The organism is Streptomyces caniscabiei, from assembly GCF_014930365.1.
GTDB classification, from domain to species: Bacteria; Actinomycetota; Actinomycetes; order Streptomycetales; family Streptomycetaceae; genus Streptomyces; species Streptomyces caniscabiei.
The window spans coordinates 52,565-69,467 of the sequence record NZ_JABXWI010000021.1 but is presented as its reverse complement, the minus strand read 5'-3'; the positions used below and the strand labels follow the sequence as shown (position 1 = coordinate 69,467).

Below are 16,903 nucleotides of genomic sequence, written 5' to 3'. Positions count from 1 at the left end.
TTCGTACCCACGCCCTCGACTCACAGGAGAGCCATGACGACCACGAAGGCGGCCCTCGTCACCGGAGGCGCCGGCGGACTCGGCCGAGCCGCTGCCCAGAGGCTTCGGAGCGAAGGGGTACGGGTGACCACCCTGGACATCCACGGCGCCGACGCCTGCGCGGACGTGACGGACGAACGGGCCCTGCGCCAGATCCGCGACGAGATCGGACCGGTGGACATACTCGTCAACGCGGCGGGCATCGTCGGCCCCAACAAGCCGCTCACGGAGACCACCACCGAGGAATGGCGCCGGGTCCTCGACGTCAACGTCCTGGGCACGGTGAACACCATGAGGACCTTCGTCCCCGGGATGCGCGACCGGGGCTGGGGACGCGTGGTCAACTTCGCGAGCATGGCCGGCAAGGACGGCAACCCCAACCTGTCGGCCTACTCCGCGTCCAAGGCGGCCGTGATCGCGCTCACCAAATCGGCCGGCAAGGAACTGGCCACCAGCGGTGTCCTCGTCAACGTCATCACACCCGCGGTCATCGCCACCCCCATGAACGACAGCACCGCTCCCGAGGTGCTCGAACACATCACCGGCCTCATCCCCATGCAGCGGATCGGACGCCCGGAAGAGGTGGCGGAACTGGTCGCCTTCCTCGCCTCGGACCGGGTCAGCTTCTCCACCGGTGCGGTCTACGACATCAGCGGAGGGCGGGCGACGTACTGACAGCCTTACGCCTGGTGTCGCGTACGAGCGCACGACGGCCGCCGCGGGCGGATGGCCCAGGGCGCGCTGGGCGCTCGACCGCTGAGAGACCGCACCACTCGGCGACAGCCCGCTGCGACGCTCGTAGGATGCCTGAATGCCCAAGCCGTTACTGACAAACCGCCGCACGTGGGCTGCCGTGTGGGCGGTGCTGTGCGTGGCCGGTATCGCTGTCACCGCCGCACTGAACGCCTCTACGGCGCCTGACCCGCAGCCGGAGAAGCCCGTCAGTGCCGAGTGCGCCGAGTACATCGCGGACATCGAGGCCAAGGTGGCCAAGGCCAAGGCGGAAGGCAACGACGACGGCGTGCTGGCCTTCACGCGCACCCGGCCCGGAGCGGACGACTGCCACGATGCCCTTCTCGACCACTTCGACGGCGAGCGGTGAAACCGCCGTACGGGGCTTGCCAATGGACCAGGACCAGGCGTGGTTGCTGGACCTCGCGCGCCGCAGCGTGCCCGGTGACCACACGCCACCCGGCCGCGGCGCCGTCCACGCCGAGTGCTCTCCTCCAGGTCGCCAGCCCTCCCGCCCGCCTGGTTGGCGGAGCCCGCGCTTCTCGGTGCTGTGTCAGTGCCGCGTGCCACACTGCCGGCTGTGTCGCTTGCTGATCTCACCCTCGACCTGTGGCGGACCTTCGACGAGGTCACCGCCCGGCGGATCGCCCAGAACGTCGCTGACCACGTCGGCGGCCGGGTGTCACTCGTCGAGGCCGTGGAACACCTCGGTGCCCCGCTGCACCGCGTCCGCGTCGAACGGGACGGGCAAGAGTTCGCCCTGATACCCGGCGGCCGGGTGTCCCTGGGCTTCGACGTCGCCACCTGGAAGCCGACCGCGCAGCAGGCCGCCGACTACGCCGAGAGCCAGGAGCAGGGCTACGGCTACGGGCCCGATCTGCGGACCCACCTCGCACGGATTCTCAGCGCTCGCCGCAGCGTCCATCTGGACACCGTCCTGATGGCCGTGGAGGACGAGACCCTCACCGGACCTCCGGCCGACATGCCGCCCGCCCTCTTTGCCCGTGGCCTGCGGATGCCGAGCTCCGACGAGTGGGAACACGCCTGCGGCGCCGGAGCGGACACCCTGTTCCGCTGGGGCGACGACTGTCCCCTCGACCGCATCCCCTACGGCGACGACACCGGCCCGCACAACGAACTGAACGCCTTCGGCCTGCACATCACCTACGACACCTACCGCGCCGAGCTGACCAGCGATGTCACCGCGATCCACGGCGGCGACGGGGGCGAGTCGGTGTGCGGCGGCTACGGTCACCTGCTGGCCTGGCTCCCCCTGGCGACCGCCAACCGAAACCCCGAGATGGCCGAGTTCGTGTACGGACCGGACGGAGAGGACCAGTACGAAGACTTCTCCACGCGACCGGTGCTCACGCTCTGACCCGATCGCGCGGCCGCCCCGGTCGACGGCGACTCGCGACTGGTGGGACAGATTCGCTCTGCTGCCCTGGGGAAGAGGTCGGTGCCGTTGCCGGGGGTAGGGGTGCTGGTCTTGACGTGCAACGAGCCTCGACCTGATTCGCGGAGGTCTCGACAACACCGGCGACCGGCAGGACCTGCCCGACTGCCGTCGGGGGTGCGGGATACGGTGGCCGGGTGAACGGATCGAACGTACCGGCCGGGCCTGCCACACCCGCCTGCCGCTCCGGCCGCCCGGAGGCATTGCTGCCCCTCCTGGGCGCCGATGAGGAGGCTGTCGCGTTCTTTGCCGGTGTCGCGGACCTCGATGCGACGGCCCCCGACGACCACGAGTTGGAGGAAGGAGTCCGACTCGCCTCCGGGGCCCGGTTGGAGCAGTTCGCGCGGGCGGGTTCGGGGGATGCGTTCTGCTTCGTCGGTGAGGGCGGTGAGGAACGCCCGGTGGTGTACGTGAGCCTGGACGGCGAAGCCGGTCCGCTCGCGCTCGGGCTGCCGGAGTTGGTGCAGCTGTGTCTTGTGGTGCCGTGGTGGCGAGACGCTCCCGGTCGGACAGCTGAGGAACTCCAGACGGTTGCCGATGAGTACCGGGAGGACCTGCCTGACTTCGACCGGCGACGCGACCGTGCGGCCCGCGCGCTCGGAATCGACCCGGACGAACTGCCGTCCGAGGCGACGGTCCTGGCCCGGCTCGTGGAGCGTTCCGGAGGACCGGAAGCAGCGGCCTGCCTCGTCATCGGCTACGAGGGAGAGCCGCTCGAACCCCTCTTCGACGCCGCCCGCCCCTGACCGACCGGCCACCGGCTCCGCTTGGGTGCCAGTACCGTTCGACGCTCGCCTTGTGGGTCACACGCTCCGAGCGCACGCGGCGGGTCGCGGGGGAGCCGGTCACCGATTCGACGTTCAGGTCGTCGATTCCGTCGAACACGAGCGAGTCCCAGAACGTTGCGTCGGCCTGCATGACCAACACCGTCACCGCTCGCCGAGACGGCCATCGAAGCCGCCGAACGCCAGCACACCAGCCTGCCCGGCCTGGGAATCATCCTCGGTGCCGAATTCCTGGCCACCACCGCCGGCGACATGACCGCCTTCGGCACCCCCGACCGCCTCGCCGGCTTCGGCGGCGTCGCCCCGGTGCCCCGTGACTCCGGGAAGATCAGCGGGAATCTGAAGCGCCCGCAGCGATACAGCCGCCGCCTCCAACGCGTCTTCTACACCTCAGCGTTGTTCAGCATCCGTAAGTGCGAGGAGTCGCGCAGGTTCTACGACCGCAAACGAGCTGAGGGCAAGCGCCACACCCAGGCCGTCCTCGGCCCTCGCTCGACGCCGGGGCAACGTCCAATGGGCCCTCCTACGTTGACGGTGCTACGAGCCAGCTCCGCCGGCAAGGGCTGCCGCGTAGGAACGGACGCGACACGTTCCGCGTCGGACGGCCGATCTGGCGCGTTCCGTCAGACCAGGCAGAACTCGTTACCTTCAGGGTCTGCCATCACCACGTGATCCGGCCTGCCCTGCAGCTCGTCCTCGCGGACCACAGTCGCACCCGCCGTGGTCAACCGCTCGACCGCCTCGACCACACGCGGCCAGCGGATCTCCCACGGTGTTTCACGGCCGCCACCTACGTGCACGTCGAGGTGCAACCGGTTCTTCATCAACTTCGGCTCCGGCACCTTCAAGAAGGACAAGGTGGGGCCTACGCCGTCCGGATCCGAGAGATACGCCCCGTCATCCCACTCGTCCTCCGGAACGCCATGGTGCGCGAACCACTCCTCCCAGCTCCCGAACCCTGCGGGCGCGGGCTTCTCCACGTAGCCCAATGCCAGCGCCCAGAACTTGGCCAGCTTGGCCGGGTACGCGCAGTCGATCGTCAAGCTCCACTTGGTCGCCATGAGCCCTCCCCAGTCTGATGGACTGACCGTACCGGGCACCTCTGACAATCCCCGGCCCGTTACTTCGCGCGTGCCCTGTGGCTTGACGAACGGCATGAGGAATCGTCGGGCCGCCACAGCCAGCGCAGCGCGTCAGGCAGCAGGACGCCGCCGTGGTTGGGGCTGTGGCCGCCGTCTCCCAGGACCAGGCGGAAGTCGTAGCCCGCTTCGGCGAGAGCGGCTGCCACGCGCAGGTTTTCGGCGAGCCAGTTCCACTGCGGCTCGTTCCAGTTCAGGTCGCGGTGTCCGCCTTGCATGAAGACGCGCAGCGGCTTGCGGGGTACGCGGGCGATGAGCTGCGGGTAGGGATTGCCGTCCGGCATCTGCGCGAAGCTGGACAGGTATCCGATGACACGGCGGAACTTGTCCGGACGCAGCCACGCGGCGGTAAAGGCACAGTTGCCGCCACTGCTCCCGCCGCAGATGCCCCACTGTTCGGGCGACTGAGCGATGGCATAGCGCTCCGCGACCTGCGGGATGATCTCGGTGAGGAGGAAGGTCACGTACTGGTCGTCGAAGGCGTCGTACTCGTTGTTTCGATTCTTCGGGTTCTCCGCTCCGGGGAAGACACCGGGATCGACGAACACGCCGATGGTGACGGGTATGTCGCCTCGGTGAATGAGGTTGTCCAGGACCATCGCGCCGCGTACCTCCCCTGCGGGGTCCAGATACCACCATCCGTCCTGGAACACCATCAAGGACGCTGGTTCCGCTGGGTCGTACTGCGCGGGCACGTGGACCCAGAACTTGCGGAAGGTTCCCGGGTAGACCGCGCTGTCGCTCCACTCGAACGCGACCGTCTCGCCCGCGGGCACGCCCGGCTGCGGAGCGGAATCGGGTCCGTGGATGTAGCGCACGTCGGACTGGTCGATCGGAAGCGACTGGTAGGGCATCTCGATGGTCACGGGAGGCAACCGTAGGGCGCTCACTGCCCTTGTCTGCAAGGAATTTTCGTCCAGACCGTCCACCCCGCGGCTCAGTTGACGGGTAAGCAAAAACCTGCGGCGCGGTTGCGCGAGCGCCCAGCGTGACACCGAGCAACTGGCACGGCGGGGTCAAGCGGTGCGCTGCGCAGGTGCGACGGGCCGCCGCGGCGACCGGCGCGTTCTGGGCAGGTCAGTTCGGGGTTGTGGTGTACCCGTGCTCGATGCCCAGCAGTGCGAGGGCGTTGTGGACGCCCTGTTCGAGGACTTGATCGGCCAGCTGGGGGTCGGCGAGGGCGCGCGCGAGTTGGAGCGTGCCGGCCATCATGGCGTACGCGCTGAGTGCCATGGTGCGGACCGAGAGCGGGTCGTGCGGGGCCAGGCGGGCGGCGATGCCGTCGGCGACGACCAGCACGCCGTCGGTGTACGCCCGCTTGGTCGGGTGTGTGCAGCGCCCTATCTCGTCGAGCAGGGCGGCGGAGGGGCAGCCGGTGTCGCGGCTGTCGCGGTGCCAGGGGGACAGGTACCAGCGCACGATCTGTTCGAGGCCCGCGCGGCCTGGCTCCGCGTGCGCGACGATGCTCGCGTTCTGTGCCTGCAGCTGGTCGGCGATCGTCGTGGCCACCAGGTCGTCCTTGGACGTGAAGTGGGTGTAGAAGGCGCCGTTGGTCAGCCCCGCGTCCCTCATGACCGCCGCGATGCCCGAGCCGTCGATGCCGTCCCCCTTGAAGCGGCGGCCGGCCGTCTTGATGATCCTCTGCCTGGTGGCCTGCTTGTGCTCTTGCCTGTATCGCACCGCACACTCCTCTGCGTGCCGGGTGGGCCACTCGCCCTCCAGCGGCTCCTCCAATGTATTGTATTGTGAACGTAATTCAATAACCTCGTAAACCTCGGACTCCGGCGCCCTCGCTGCGGTGTCCGCTCCGCCTCTCGGTCCGCGCCGCGCATGTCCGTCCGTACTGCTGGCCCGCACGCGGGTCCGCGTCTGGTCGCGGTCTCCGCTCGCCATGAAGGCCCCCTGTCGACCCAGGTCGCCCCTACTCGGCGTGAAGCCGGCGCGGCGTAGTCGGGGGGCTGTCCCTTCGTCCAGGGCGGCTGCGCAGGAGCACGGGTGAACGCTGCGGCAGTTCGAGGTTCAGGCTGGGGCGGACGTGCATGCCAGTCGCGCCCGCCAGGCCGAACCGGGGCCGTCCACACTGTTCGCCGTCCTCCAGGACCTCGGCATGCCGCCCGACTGGTCTCACGTGCCAGGCGGAACCTGTGATTCCACCGTTGTGCATCTCGTTCGGCCCGCCACTTGCACCTCGATAGAAGTATGATCATACTTCAATGGTCGACGGGTTGTCCGGGAGCCTGATCCAGTGGGTTCTCGCCATCCGGGGCCTCCTCTGGCCGCCGACACCGGACTGCAGTCGCAGCCGGGAATCCTGGGATCCGCTCCGCGCCCATCCGTGAGGAAGAAGAGGTTGGCGCAACCGGCGGTAACCCACACATCGAAGGGCACGACCGTGAACGCACGCGAAACACGAAACGACGGCGACGTGGTGACGTCGTACAAGCACGCGCAGACCCGCACCGTCACCGCCGACGGAGTGACCTTCGCCTACCGCGACCTCGGCCCCCGGACCGGTATGCCGGTCATCTTCATCACCCACCTCGCCGCGGTCCTCGACAACTGGGACCCCCGGGTCGTCGACGGCATCGCCACCAAGCACCGGGTGATCACGTTCGACAACCGGGGCGTGGGCGCGTCCAGCGGCGTGACGCCGAAGACCATCGAGGAGATGGCCAAGGACGCCGTCACCTTCATCCGGGCGCTGGGCTTCGAGCAGGTCGACGTCCTCAGCTTCTCGATGGGCGGCATGATCGCCCAGGTGATCGCCGAGACCGACCCGCAGCTCATCCGCAGGCTGATCCTCGCGGGCACCGGTCCGGCCGGCGGCGAGGGCATCAAGAACGTGACCCGGATCTCGCACTACGACACCCTCCGGGCACTGCTCACCCTTCAGGACGTGAAGCAGTTCCTCTTCTTCACCCGCACCCCGAACGGGATTCGGGCCGGCAAGCAGTTCCTGGCCCGCCTGAAGGAGCGCACCAAGGACCGGGACAAGGCGATCCGCCTCACCTCCTACTTCTCCCAGCTCAAAGCCATCCACCGCTGGGGGCTGGCACAGCCGCAGGATCTCTCCCGCATCCAGCAGCCCGTGCTCGTCGCCAACGGTGACGACGACAGGATGGTTCCGACGTCGAACTCGTACGACATGGACCGGCGACTGCCGAACTCCGAGCTGGTGATCTACCCCGACGGCGGCCACGGCGGCATCTTCCAGTACCACGAGCAGTTCGTGCCGACGGCTCTCGAGTTCTTCGGCCGGCCGTAGGGGCCGCGGTGCGGTCGGCGTACGGACCGAGGACGTGGGTCAGAGCCGTGACGCATGGTGGGCGTCACGGCTCTGTCGCTTGTTCGACGTCACTGACCTGCCCGCTTCTCGGCCGTACGGCACCGAGGCGGTCGTCGTGCGGGATGCCGATGCGGAGACCGGTGTGGCTGACGTCCCTCCCGTCCGGGCGCCGGACCCAGGACCAGCACGGAAACGCGGGTGCGCGGCACCGGCGTCCTGGCCCTTACGAGGTGGTCACCCGGCCGGTATTGACGGGCACCGCGCCAAGGCGAGGATGTTCTCGGTTCCCTGCTCGAGCACCTCGTCGGAGAACTCCCGGTCGGAGAGCGCGCGGGACAGCTGCAGCGTGCCCACGGCCATGGTGTAGAGCCCGATGGCCTGACCGCGGGCGGACTGGGGATCCTCGGGTGCCAGGCGGGCGGCGAGCTCGTCGAGGATGGCCTTGGCGCCGTCGGTGTAGGCGTCCTTGGTCGCGTCACCGCAGCGGCCGATCTCGTCGAGCAGGGCGGCGGACGGGCAACCGTCGCCGGGGTTGTCCCGGTGCTCGGGCGACAGATACGCGCGGATGAAATCTTCCAGTCCCTCGCGACCGGGCCGCAGCGCGTCGTACTGCTTCACCTGCGCGCGCAGCTGCTCGGCGACGACGTGGGCGACGAGGTCGTCCTTGGACTCGAAGTGGGCGTAGAAGGCTCCGTTGGTGAGTCCGGCGTCGGACATCAGCGTGGAGATGCCGGAGCCGTCGATGCCGTCCTGCTTGAACCGGTGACCGGCGGTCTCGATGATCCGCTGCCGCGTCACCTGCTTGTGCTCCTTGGTGTAGCGCGCCACAGGGTTCCTCCGTCAACTCCGCCGGGCCATTGCCTTGCATCCCATCCTAAGGTGTGGTCTGACGCACGTAATATTATGGTCGGCATTTGATCTTGGGTGGGACTTCGTCGTCATCGCCGGCAGACGCGCCCGCCTCGCGAGCGCGTCTGCACCGCTGCCTGGCCGCGCCGCGCGTACGCGGAAGCGCCCGAGGGAGACAGCTCCCCCGGGCGCCGGGCGCTCCGGTCAGGCGGTGTAGGTGGGGTAGTCGGTGTACCCGGCCGCGCCGCCGCCGTAGAAGGTGGCGGGGTCGGGGGTGTTCAGGGGGGCGCCTGCACGTATGCGCTCGACCAGGTCGGGGTTGGCGAGTGCCATCGAGCCCACGGTGATGACATCGGCGATGCCGTTGTCGATGTCCTTGGTGCGGGTGGCGATGTCGGTGCCGGCGCGGTTGAGGATCAGTGTGTGGGGCCACAACTCGCGCAGTGTGCCCAGGAGTTGATCGTCGCCGCCGTGGGCGAGGTGCAGGTAGGCGAGGCCGAGGGGGGCGAGGGCGCGCACGAGGTGCGGGTAGAGCTCGTGGGTGTCGTCCTCGGCGAGGTCGCCGAGCTGGAAGGGGTTGCCGGGGGAGAGCCGGATGCCGGTGCGGCCGGCCCCGATCTCGTCGGCCACGGCGCTGGCGACCTCGACCGCGAAGCGGATGCGGTTGTCGAGGGAGCCGCCGTACAGGTCGGTGCGCTGGTTGGTGCTGTTGGCCAGGAACTGGTGGACCAGGTAGCCGTTGGCGCCGTGGATCTCGACGCCGTCGGCGCCGGCCGCGATGGCGGCCGCGGCGGCGCGGCGGAAGTCGTCGACCGTCGCGGCGACCTCCTCGGTGGACAGCGCGCGCGGCTCCGGCATCTCCTGCATCCCAGCGCCGGTGAACATCTGGCCTGCCGGTTTGATCGCGGAGGGGGCCACCGGCTGTCGTCGGTGGGGGGTGTTGTCGGGGTGGGAGATGCGCCCGACATGCATGAGCTGGATGACGATGCGTCCGCCGGCCTGGTGCACGGCGTCGGTGACCTTGCGCCAGCCGGCGATGTGCTCGTCGGTGTAGATGCCCGGCGTCACCGGGTAGCCCTGGCCGTCGGCGGACGGCTGGGTGCCCTCGGTGATGATGAGGGCGTGCGAGGCGCGCTGGGCGTAGTACTCCGCGTTGAGATCGGTCGGCACGCCGTCCGGGGTGGCCCGGCTGCGGGTCAGGGGGGACATCGCCAGACGGTGCGGCAGGGAGATCTTGCCCGCGACGGTCGGGGTCCACAGGTTGTCGAGCATGCGTGGTTCCTCAAGTGGTCGGTGGCGGGCATACGGGAGCCGGCGTTCTGGGCTGTGCATCCGATGAGGCATCCGCCATGAGCGTGAATGAATTACATTACGATCGTGATTTTTTTTATTGTTCGTGGCTGCGGGCCACGCCGGCGGGAGGGGTCTTGGCGACGTCCGGGCCGGCCTGCATGTCGGTGTCGACCGGCCTGACGTGGACGGCGACGACTTAGGTCCCCTGGGTCTTGAGCTGCTGCCTTGCGGCGTTGGTGTAGCTCCACGCGGCTGCCTTCGACGCGCTGTACGTCGCGGCTACGGGGTAAGCCGCCCACGAGGCGACCGAGAGCATGTTGACGAAGGCACCGCCGCGCGACGGGCGTGAGCCGCGGGTCCGTGATGTGGCGACATCGCGGACAGCCACGTACGCATTGGTTCGCACCGCGGTCGAGGGGCTCGTCCGCGAATGCCTTACCGATGCCAAGGTTGGCGCCGGGTCACCAGGGCTGTCGGACGCGACTGCTGCCCGTGCGTATCGACTTCCTCGCCGCCGCGGGTCGATGACCGCGAAACCGTCGGCCGAGGGCGTGCCGTTCGTCTTTCGCGCGCGGCTGCTTACTCGTCGAGGAACTGGAGGGCGTGCTTCAGGAACCGCTCGGGGTACTGGAAGTGCGCTCCGTGCCCGGCGTCGGGGTAGATCAGCAGTTGGGCGTCGGGGATGTTCTGGGCGAGGTGCCAGGAGTTGATCGAGGCGATCATCACGTCGTTCTCGCCGTTGAGGACCAACGTGGGCTGGGTGATCGCGTTCAGGTAGGCGTAGGGGTTCTCGCCGGGCAGGGGTTCGGCGTAGGCGGCAACCGCTTCGAGCTGCGCCTGTGCGACTTCGAGCGAGCTCGGCGGGTCCTGGTCGACCCGCTGGTGGCGTCGCTCCCAGAAGGCCCGGCCCGCTTCGACGGCGGCTTGTGAGCGGCCGAAGAACAGGAAGAGGAAGTCCTCCACGGTGGGGACCGGATTCGTCGCCACCTCGGGCACCTTGGGGTCGATCGTCGGGTCCCCGCCTCGGAGGCCGGTGCCGAGCAGGAGGAGCTTGCGCACCAGCCGGGGGTGGCGCAGCGCGACCTCCTCCGCCTGCCAACCGCCGATCGAGAAGCCGAGCAGATCGACCTGCTCCAGCCCCAGCGCCCGGATGACCGCGGCGATGTCGTCGGCCATGTCCTCCATCCGGTTGCGCGGCGTGCCGGATGAGGAGGCGATGCCGCGCCCGTTGAACAGGATGACCTCGCGGCCTTCGGCCAGGCCGTCGGTGAGCAGGGGGTCCCAGTGGTCCATTCCCCCGCGGAGGTGCTGGACGAGGAAGATCGGGACGCCGGAGGGCTTGCCCCAGCGGCGGTAGGCGAAGCGGTCGCCGTCGACCTCGATGTACTGAGTGGGTGCGGTCGCATGCGTGTCACTCATGGCCTTGAGCCTTTCTGGTGGGCGATGAGTAATACGATGACGATCGTAATTTAAAAAGTCAACCTCATAGATGTCGATCGACATCTATGTATGCTTGACCGTCGAGCGTCGACCGTGGAAGGGGCGGCCGGACATGCGGGTCACCAGGGCACAGGCGGAGCAGAACCGTGCGCACATCGTCGCGACAGCCGCCAGGCTGTTCCGCGAGCGCGGCTATGACGGTGTCGGCGTGGCGGAACTGATGGCGACCGCCGGCTTCACTCACGGCGGGTTCTACAAGCACTTCCACTCCAAGGCCGACCTGATGGCCGAAGCGTCCGCGAACGGGCTCTCGCAGACCGCGGCACGGACAGAAGGTCTGGATCCCGCCTCGTTCGTCGAGAGCTACGTCTCCCGGGAGCATCGCGACGGGCGCGGCGAGGGCTGCACCATCGCGGCCCTCAGCGGCGACGCCGCACGCCAGCCGGCGGGCATCAGAACAGAGTTCGCAGCCGGGATCGAGAACCTGCTGACGGCCCTTCAGGCCCCGGGCGACACACCGGGGGATGCGGACCAGGACCGACGCGCGGATCGCGCCATGGTGCTCGACATGCTCGCCCATTCGATCGGAGCGATCATGTTGTCGCGGGCATGCCCCGACGATTCTCCGCTGGCGGACGAAATCCTCGATGTCTGCCGCAAGGAAATCCTCGCTTCGCTGGCGCACGGCAGCAGCGATCAGCCGACGGGACTGAGCCCAGAAGCCTGACCACACCCGACCGACGCAGGGCCGACCATCCGAGGGACAGGCTCTGAGGCAACAGCCCTGCGATTCCAAGCCGTTGGTGCGGCAGCACGAGCCCGCTCGACGGATGGTCTGCACCGCTGCCGAGAGCTGTTCATGTGCCGCCGACGAAGTCGCCGCCCGGACGCGAGAACAGGCGACTCGCACGTCTCGACTGTGCGCGGTGGGGCATCGGCCGCCGCGGTCGGTCGTGGGCGCGGCTGGGGGCGCTCAGAGGGCTTCGTTGACCCGGCCGATGTACTCGCCGAGCTGGTACTCGACGTCGAGGCCCTTTTCGGCGGCCAGTGCGCCGAGCCCGACCGCGCGCGCGGCGAATCCCGGCTGCGTCAGGGTGCCCGCGAACTCGCCGAAGGCGGCGACCAGGTGGACGTCCGGCGGCAGTGTCGCCCGGTTGACCTGGGACTTCGCGGTCGCCAGTGCCTGCCGGTCGAAGGAGGCGAGACGGGTGACGGTCGCGTCGACGAAGGCGTCGAGTTCCGCGTCGGGCAGGGTCCGGGTGACCCACCCCCAGCGCTCGGCCAGGTCGGCGTCGTAGTCGGCGCTGGTCAGGATCGCCTCCAGCGCGCGGTCGCGGCCGATCGAACGGGGCAGTCGTTCGGCGCCGCCTCCGCCGGGGACGAGGCCGATGCCGACCTCGGGCTGGCCGAAGAACGCCTTCTCGCGGCTGGCGTAGCGCAGGTCGCAGGCGAGGGCCAGCTCGTTGCCGGCGCCGCGGGTACGGCCCCGGATGGCCGCGATGCTGACGAACGGGGCCTTGCTCAGCCGCAGGACCATGTCGGTCCAGAGCGGGTTGTCGTCCTCGTGCTCGGGCAGGGGGAGGTCGGCGGCCGCGGCGGCGTCGAAGTGGTTGATGAAGAAGTCGGGAAGTTCGCCGGCGAAGACGACGACCTGGATGTCGGGGTCGTTCTCCAGCTCCGAGACGATCTTGTGCAGCGTCACGATCGACTCGGGGACCACCAGGTTCACGGGAGGATTCGAGAACGTGATTCTCGCTGTCCGCGGAGTCGTCCGCTCAAGGCGGATCGTGCTGGGCTGGCTCATGGCGTGGTTTCCTTTTCGTGTTTCATAGAGGGCTTGGGCTTGCGTGGCCGTGATCGCGTCCGGCGACCGTGGCGGTGTTGCGCCGGGTGAGGGCCGGGTGCCGAAGGGGGCGGCGGTGACGTTCAGGTTTCCTTGGCGGACGTGTCATCGCGGTTGGCCGGTAGGGGCGGGCGTTCCTCAGGGGAGCTGCGGGTAGAGCGCCGAGACGCCCCCGGACAGTGCTGCCTGTGCCTGGCGGGCCGCGTTGTCGGCGAGGATCTCGTAGGCGTCGGCGGCGATGCCGTCCACCGCGATGCGCGCGATGTCGGCGGGGTCGGACTTGGCCGCGTCGACGGTGCGGACCATGTCGGTGTCCATGTAGCCGACGTGCAGACCGGCCACGCGGATGCCCTGGTCGGCCAGTTGCACGCGCAGGGTGTTGGTGAGTGACCACTGCGCGGATTTGGCGGCGCAGTACGCGCCGAACTCCGGGAAGCTGACCCAGGACAGGCCGGACAGGACGTTCAGCATGGCCCCGCCGCCGCCTGCCGCGATCTGGGGTGCGAAGGCGCGCGCCACCGTCAGGGTGCCGAGGTAGTGGGTGTTCATCTCCAGGCGGATGTCGTCCAGGTCGGCGGTGAGCAGGTCGGCGCCGGTGGAGGAGCCCGCGTTGTTGACCAGGATGGTCACGTCGCCGGTGGCTGCGGCTGCGGCGGCGACGGAGGTGGGGTCGGTGATGTCGAGTGCGATCGGCTTGGCGCCGGGGAGGTCGACCTGGTCGGGGTTGCGGGCGCCGGCGTAGACGGTGGCGCCGCGGCTGACCAGTTCGGCGGCGAGGGCCCGGCCAAAGCCACGGTTCGCTCCGGTGACAAGGGCGGTGCTGGCGGAGAGGTCCATGAAGGTTCCCGGTGAAGTGAAGTGAAAGTGGAGAGGAGATGGTCGGAGCGCTGATGGCGTGAGGTGACGCGGCTCAGGCCCATTAAATTACGATCGTAAGAATAAGTGGGCCGAGTCGGCGGCCGCAACCGATCCGCCTGGTGACCGACGCTGCGCGGGGACCTTGCCCGAGCACTGTCAAGGAGCTGATCGACGCGGGCAAGGTCAAGCACTTCGGCCCGAACCAAGCCGGCCCGCGGACCATCGGCAGGGCGCATGTCGTGCAGCCGGTCTCCGTCTTGAGACCGGGTATTCCCGCCGAGCGGGATGTCGAGCAGCGAGTTCCGCACCGTCGGCCGACCAACGCGGCGTCGGGACGATTCGAGGCCCTTACGGGCAAGGCGGTGCCCGATGCCACGGGAGGCCAGCCATCGTCGCAGGTGCCGGTAGTCGTATCCCTTGTCCCCGTGCAGCTTGCCGGACTTGCGACGTCGGGGACCGCGACGTGAACGGATCGGCGGGATGCCACGGACCAGCGGTATCAGTGCCTGGCTGTCGTGGAGGTTCGCCGCGGAGATGCCGATCGACAGGGGCATGCCACGACGGTCCACGATGAGGTGGATTTTCGAACCCTTCTTGCCGCGGTCGGTCGGATTCGGTCCCGTCAGCTGCCCCCTTTGAGGGCCCGGACACTGACGGAGTCGATCGCGCACCGTGACCAGTCCAACTCTCCACGGGAACCGAGTTCGTCCAGGACCAGGCGGTGGAGCTTGGCCCACACCCGGGCCTCGCTCCACTCGGTGAACCGGCGAAAGGCGGTCACGCCCGATAGTCCGAAGCCCGGCGGCAGTTGGTTCCAGCTACAGCCTGAGGTCGCCACGAAGATGATCGCGGCCAGCACCTCACGATCTCCTCGTCGACGATGCCCTCCGCCCTGCGGGCGTTCAGGCGCCGGCGGGACCACCCGCTGGAACACTCCCACAGGCCCTCCGGCGCCAACCGTTCGACAAGCGCACGGACGGCCTGTGGCTGCGCAACGCCGGCCACGCCAATGCCGTGGCCGGCCGCCTTCAGGAGGGCCTCAAGGTGAGACCCGAGGTCGCTCTGCTCGGCGCGGCCGACGCCAACATCGTCTTCTGCCGTCTGCCCCAGCAGGTCATCGACGGGCTTCTGGCTGACGGCTACGTCTTCTACCACGACCGCTGGGGGCCGGGTGTCGTCCGCCTCGTGACCTCCTTCGCCACCACGGAACAGGACGTCGACCACCTCGTCCAGGCTGTCGGCCGCCACGCCTCCTGACCCAGGGCCTGGAGTGATAGGGGTGAGCGCTCTCGCCGAGCAGCGCTTCCGCCAGCAGTACGCCCGGTTTCGTGGCGCAGAGCCTGAGCTGTTCGGCGGTGTCCAGGCAGTAGGAGCACTGATCCAGATGCAGCTGCACCTCGGGCAGTGTGGAACCCGCTCCGTGTGAGGGGGCGTCGAGGAGACGGCCGTAGTCCCGGCACTGTCTCCCGGCCGAATTCTCGACATGTGTGCGCAGGAGCGCCGATCGCCACTGCTCCCGCGCCCGGTCCAACTCGAAGGGCGGCATGTCCCCTTCGATTCCGAGCAGGGCTGCGGGGACGGCCGACGATTCGGGTTCCACTTACGGTGTCCCGCACGGCGACGAGCAGGCGAGGGCGCAGGGCATCGGTGGACCCGGCTCGTTGGAGGTCCCGCACCACATGGCGGAACGCCGTGGCGGCGAGCGCTCGCGCGAGGTTGGGGGAACCGGAGGCGCAGATCTCCGCATAGTCGGAGACGCACGGCCCGTGGCGCGCGATCAACGCCGCGACCGGCGTTGTGCCCTCGATGGTCCGGGACATCCTCAGCGCGGCGACGAGGGCGTCGTCCGACATCCCTGGAGCGGTCTCGGGGTCGGGAGCCGGGCTTGCGGGAAACGGGTGAGCGAAAGACACAGGGGGCTTTCCTTCTCCCAAGGCGCGCGCTGGCCAGCCTCATCCCGGGCCGATGAGGGAGCGGCGGCGGCGCGGACCTGGTGTGGCCGTGCGGAGAGAGGTGTTGAGGTGGTGATCGCCCGGCGATGCCGCGCGACCGCCTTGTGGGGGAACGGGCAACGCCACGATCCGTGTGAGCCGAGAGGCCGGTTACGGATTGTTCAAGCGCGAACCACCCTGTCACGCAGGCCAGATGTCCAACAAGGGATGCCAGGACGAAAGGGAACGGGACCCGCAGTCAGAACGGTCGTCGCACCAGGCGCGACCGGCGCGACCGTCGAGACCTCGGCATGGAGCCCGCACCGATTCCGGAGCGGGACGGCGCCGTGTGGCGTACACCGTCGTCCCTCCGTGAGCGAGGGGGTGGCGCCGTTGTCAGGCGGTCAGCGTTTCGGTGATCAGGCGGAGGACCTGGGGGGCCTGGTCGACCAGGTAGAAGTGGCCTCCGGGGAAGGTGCGCAGGGTGAAGTGGCCGGTCGTGTGGTCCTGCCAGGCGCGCACGTCGTCCAGGGGGGCCTTGGGGTCGGTGGTGCCGACCAGGGCCGTGACGGGGCAGTCGACCTGATGGACACGGCCGGGGCGGTAGAGCTCGGCGGCGCGGTAGTCGTTGCGCAGGGCCGGGAGGATCATGCGGAGCATCTCGTCGTCGCCGAGGACGCGGGCGTCCGTTCCCGCCAGTCGTCTGATCTCGGTGAGGAGCGCCTCGTCGCCGCGGCGGTGGACGTCGTCCTCGGCGCGGAAGCGGGACGGGGCGCGCCGGCCGGAGGCGAAGAGCATCGTGGGGACGATGCCGGCCTGGCGCTCCAGGAGGCCCGCCAGTTCGAAGGCGAGCGACGCGCCCATGCTGTGGCCGAAGAGGGCGAGCGGGCGGTCCGCCTCCTGAAGGACCAACGGCAGCAGCCGGTCGGCGAGTTCGGGGATCGACTCGACGCAGGGTTCCAGCCGGCGGTCCTGGCGGCCGGGATACTGGACCGCGAGCACGTCGATCCGGGGCGAGAGAGCCTGCGACACGGGGAAGTAGAAGCTCGCCGATCCGCCGGCGTGCGGCAGGCACAGCAGCCGTACCGCACCGTCCGGGGCGGGGTGGTAGCGGCGGATCCACAGATCCCTGTCCTCGGTCTGCACGGTCACCTGGTGGCTCCGGGGCTCGGGGCTGGCGGTCTTCGGACGCTAACAGCTGACGGTGACGGGCCGGTCACTGCCGCCCCCCTGACCTCACCCCTAACCTCTC

16 protein-coding genes and 2 pseudogenes are annotated in these 16,903 nt (G+C 69.1%); 8 read left to right on the top strand and 10 right to left on the bottom strand.

All coding sequences use genetic code 11. The annotated features are described in order from the left end of the window. Window positions 1-33: 33 nt before the first annotated feature. The 5 genes and pseudogenes from HW837_RS40120 to HW837_RS40100 form a co-directional block, all read left to right on the top strand. Complete coding sequence (locus tag HW837_RS40120) at window positions 34-714, top strand: SDR family NAD(P)-dependent oxidoreductase (RefSeq protein WP_060888246.1); 681 nt, start codon at window positions 34-36, stop codon at window positions 712-714. A gap of 136 nt (window positions 715-850) precedes the next feature. Then, the gene (locus tag HW837_RS40115; protein ID WP_045558345.1) at window positions 851-1,141 is read left to right on the top strand and encodes a hypothetical protein; all 291 of its coding nucleotides are present in this window, start codon (window positions 851-853) and stop codon (window positions 1,139-1,141) included. Between the two features lie 210 nt (window positions 1,142-1,351). Beyond that, window positions 1,352-2,149, top strand: a complete 798-nt coding sequence (locus tag HW837_RS40110) for a hypothetical protein (RefSeq protein WP_045558396.1) — start codon at window positions 1,352-1,354, stop codon at window positions 2,147-2,149. A 215-nt stretch (window positions 2,150-2,364) separates the two neighbouring features. Beyond that, window positions 2,365-2,973, top strand: a complete 609-nt coding sequence (locus HW837_RS40105) for a hypothetical protein (RefSeq protein WP_234442568.1) — start codon at window positions 2,365-2,367, stop codon at window positions 2,971-2,973. Window positions 2,974-3,204: 231 nt separating this feature from the next. Continuing rightward, window positions 3,205-3,544: pseudogene (locus tag HW837_RS40100) on the top strand (transposase); the annotation flags it as partial. Between the two features lie 91 nt (window positions 3,545-3,635). Here HW837_RS40100 and HW837_RS40095 read toward each other — a convergent pair. From HW837_RS40095 to HW837_RS40085, 3 genes are all read right to left on the bottom strand, one after another. After that, window positions 3,636-4,073, bottom strand: coding sequence for a VOC family protein (locus HW837_RS40095; RefSeq protein WP_045558342.1), 438 nt, complete (start codon window positions 4,071-4,073; stop codon window positions 3,636-3,638). A 59-nt stretch (window positions 4,074-4,132) separates the two neighbouring features. Beyond that, on the bottom strand, window positions 4,133-5,017 hold the full coding sequence (locus tag HW837_RS40090; RefSeq protein WP_193381718.1) for an alpha/beta hydrolase: 885 nt from the start codon (window positions 5,015-5,017) through the stop codon (window positions 4,133-4,135). Between the two features lie 211 nt (window positions 5,018-5,228). Beyond that, window positions 5,229-5,831, bottom strand: coding sequence for a TetR/AcrR family transcriptional regulator (locus HW837_RS40085; protein WP_045558340.1), 603 nt, complete (start codon window positions 5,829-5,831; stop codon window positions 5,229-5,231). Between the two features lie 712 nt (window positions 5,832-6,543). Between HW837_RS40085 and HW837_RS40080 the strand changes: the two genes are divergently transcribed. After that, window positions 6,544-7,416, top strand: a complete 873-nt coding sequence (locus HW837_RS40080; RefSeq protein ID WP_237312220.1) for an alpha/beta fold hydrolase — start codon at window positions 6,544-6,546, stop codon at window positions 7,414-7,416. A 255-nt stretch (window positions 7,417-7,671) separates the two neighbouring features. Here HW837_RS40080 and HW837_RS40075 read toward each other — a convergent pair whose 3' ends face one another. From HW837_RS40075 to HW837_RS40065, 3 genes are all read right to left on the bottom strand, one after another. Next, window positions 7,672-8,265, bottom strand: coding sequence for a TetR/AcrR family transcriptional regulator (locus HW837_RS40075; protein ID WP_045558338.1), 594 nt, complete (start codon window positions 8,263-8,265; stop codon window positions 7,672-7,674). Window positions 8,266-8,490: 225 nt separating this feature from the next. Continuing rightward, a complete protein-coding gene (locus tag HW837_RS40070; RefSeq protein ID WP_193381719.1) occupies window positions 8,491-9,558 on the bottom strand; it encodes an alkene reductase in 1,068 nt (355 codons plus the stop codon). A gap of 600 nt (window positions 9,559-10,158) precedes the next feature. Next, on the bottom strand, window positions 10,159-10,998 hold the full coding sequence (locus tag HW837_RS40065; RefSeq protein WP_045558336.1) for an alpha/beta fold hydrolase: 840 nt from the start codon (window positions 10,996-10,998) through the stop codon (window positions 10,159-10,161). Between the two features lie 70 nt (window positions 10,999-11,068). On the opposite strand from HW837_RS40065, the gene HW837_RS40060 reads away from it, so the two are divergent. Further along, window positions 11,069-11,746 (top strand): TetR/AcrR family transcriptional regulator, encoded by a 678-nt coding sequence (locus HW837_RS40060; RefSeq protein WP_237270581.1) that lies wholly within the window; start codon window positions 11,069-11,071, stop codon window positions 11,744-11,746. Between the two features lie 246 nt (window positions 11,747-11,992). Here HW837_RS40060 and HW837_RS40055 read toward each other — a convergent pair whose 3' ends face one another. The 3 genes and pseudogenes from HW837_RS40055 to HW837_RS40045 all read right to left on the bottom strand — a co-directional run. After that, complete coding sequence (locus HW837_RS40055; RefSeq protein WP_193381720.1) at window positions 11,993-12,823, bottom strand: enoyl-CoA hydratase/isomerase family protein; 831 nt, start codon at window positions 12,821-12,823, stop codon at window positions 11,993-11,995. Between the two features lie 177 nt (window positions 12,824-13,000). Next, complete coding sequence (locus tag HW837_RS40050; protein ID WP_193381721.1) at window positions 13,001-13,699, bottom strand: SDR family oxidoreductase; 699 nt, start codon at window positions 13,697-13,699, stop codon at window positions 13,001-13,003. 350 nt (window positions 13,700-14,049) lie between these two features. Then, window positions 14,050-14,725, bottom strand: a pseudogene (locus HW837_RS40045) (IS5 family transposase); the annotation flags it as partial. Between the two features lie 39 nt (window positions 14,726-14,764). Between HW837_RS40045 and HW837_RS40040 the strand changes: the two are divergent. Beyond that, entirely contained in the window at window positions 14,765-14,977 is a 213-nt protein-coding gene (locus HW837_RS40040) for a hypothetical protein (RefSeq protein WP_045558333.1), read from the top strand. A gap of 1,070 nt (window positions 14,978-16,047) precedes the next feature. On the opposite strand, the gene HW837_RS40035 is transcribed toward HW837_RS40040, so the two are convergent. Next, the gene (locus HW837_RS40035; RefSeq protein ID WP_093790806.1) at window positions 16,048-16,803 is read right to left on the bottom strand and encodes a thioesterase II family protein; all 756 of its coding nucleotides are present in this window, start codon (window positions 16,801-16,803) and stop codon (window positions 16,048-16,050) included. Window positions 16,804-16,903: the final 100 nt, after the last annotated feature.